Origin of the sequence: Specibacter cremeus, assembly GCF_003946885.1 — a bacterium.
GTDB lineage: Bacteria > Actinomycetota > Actinomycetes > Actinomycetales > Micrococcaceae > Specibacter > Specibacter cremeus.
The window spans coordinates 1-1,725 of record NZ_RWKQ01000095.1; the positions used below are offsets into that span (position 1 = coordinate 1).

Annotated in this window: 2 protein-coding genes; one reads left to right on the top strand and one right to left on the bottom strand. The window is 58.6% G+C overall.

All coding sequences use genetic code 11. From position 1 onward, the window contains the following. Nucleotides 1–534: 534 nt before the first annotated feature. A complete protein-coding gene (locus EJC77_RS20210) occupies nt 535–1,095 on the bottom strand; it encodes a hypothetical protein (RefSeq protein ID WP_125617103.1) in 561 nt (186 codons plus the stop codon). A gap of 287 nt (nt 1,096–1,382) precedes the next feature. Between EJC77_RS20210 and EJC77_RS20835 the strand changes: the two genes are divergently transcribed. Continuing rightward, nucleotides 1,383–1,571 carry a hypothetical protein gene (locus EJC77_RS20835; RefSeq protein WP_125617106.1) on the top strand — a complete coding sequence of 63 codons (189 nt, stop codon included), beginning with the start codon at nt 1,383–1,385 and terminating at the stop codon, nt 1,569–1,571. The last annotated feature ends 154 nt before the right edge of the window (nt 1,572–1,725 follow it).

Consider the following 1,725-nt stretch of genomic DNA (forward strand, 5'->3'; position numbering starts at 1 on the left):
CTTGGCCGGGACATGCAAGCCAGTCTTCCGCAACCTCACCAAAGTCGCAGGATGACACGCCGTCAAAGAACCTGACCAGTTACGGATGGACTTCCAGCTTCTGGTCGCCCTCCTTTGGAGACTGCGCCTAGCTGGCCTCATGTCCACATCTGACGGAGTCCGGGCTGCCGTCGATACCTTTGACCGCGAGGTCCCCGATTTGAAGCTCATGCGCGATGTCTCACAGCACCTCGACGAGTACGCGGTGGATGGCCCTGGACACCGGCATAACCTGCCGGGCGAAACGAAACGGGTTGGCAGATGCCGCCTCGAAGTCCCCAGATGGAGCGATGACCGATTCGAATGGCTGGGCGGTACCATCAACGTGGCGCAAGCCCGCAGTGCGGCTTTGCGGCTCTATACCGTCATCAGGGAACAACGCGACGCCCAATCTGACCAATCCTCATAGTGCTTGGGGAATCACGCGCACCGCACGCAGATCTCCGCTCGCATCGGCTCGTAGCCACGGCAACGAAGCGACGACTGTCAATCTGGCTACCTCGTCAGTATCCGTTTGAGCACAACCAAGACGGCCACCGCCCCACCGATGAGCCGGACGTTCTCACCTACATCACCAGCGCTGCGTTTCCAACCGACCAGGGGTGGCACCCGGAAATCTTCCAGTAGGGGCTCACGCTTCAGATCTTCTGCAAACCAACGGAGCTTAATATCCCCACGGTGCCAGCCGATGAGCTTGCTCTCGATCCGAAGTACGCGTTCCAGGTACTTGCTTTTATCTGTAGTCCTCGCTAGTCGTTGTGTCTGTGCACCTGCCCACTTGCCAACGACGAGATCCCTCTTCCGAAGCTCAACTAGTAATCGTTGAGCTGTCATAAGGAGATCAACTTCGTCGGACCGCCATCCCCTCATCAGGGGCGGAAGCATTTGGCGATGGACGATTTGATCGATGGTGTCGAGCATGCGGACGACGAGCTGTCGCCTGCGTTCCTTTCGGTCTCTGTAATATCTGAGTACCTCACCGACGATGAACACAGCCGCCGCGACGAAGGCGGAGATTGCGGCCACGATAATCGCCGTTGTGTTCCCCGATCTCATGATCCAAATCGTACAAGCAGCTGAAGACAATCAAGAGGGACTGCAGCCAGCTGGCCTGTGGCGGGAACCTCAAGATACGGGGGCACATCGTCTGGGGCCTCGATCATGCGTGTTTTAGCTTGCGTTACGGCACCAGGAGTCTTCCTTCCGGTTTCGTCCAAACGTACCGCGACGGACAATGCCCCAGCGTTTTTCGGGGGTTCCCCTGTCGCACAACGCTGTCCAGCTCGAACGCCAGGCAATCATGTCCCGCTGAGCGTTCCTCTTGCGGTCAATAACCTTCTGTCATGAGCGACGAAGAGGAGGAACTGGCTGCCGGTAACACGTCGGGCAGTGTTGTGCGTGTGTGTGACACTGTGCGAAAACCTTGGATCGACATCACCGACATGGTGCAGAGCTATCTTGAAGTGCTTCGCTCGCCCGGCGTGTACGTTCCGACCTCTCGGCCGCGACGAGGCCGGGCGGCAAGTGGTTGAGTACGTGACAGGTACCAACGCGCTGGCTCGGGTGCCGCTTGAAGCCGATACTCTTCGACGGGTCGGCGCGATGGTGTTGACCGTCGCGTTATTTGACGATGGCGGCGTCGCCTTGGATGCCGATGGGATTGGTGGGTTTGGTCGTCATGGTGAC

What these genes read in the sequence shown, in the direction of transcription:
- EJC77_RS20835 (WP_125617106.1), top strand. Translation starts at nt 1,383, where the DNA reads ATGAGCGACGAAGAGGAGGAACTGGCTGCCGGTAACACGTCGGGCAGT.
- EJC77_RS20210 (WP_125617103.1), bottom strand. Translation starts at nt 1,095, where the DNA reads ATGAGATCGGGGAACACAACGGCGATTATCGTGGCCGCAATCTCCGCC.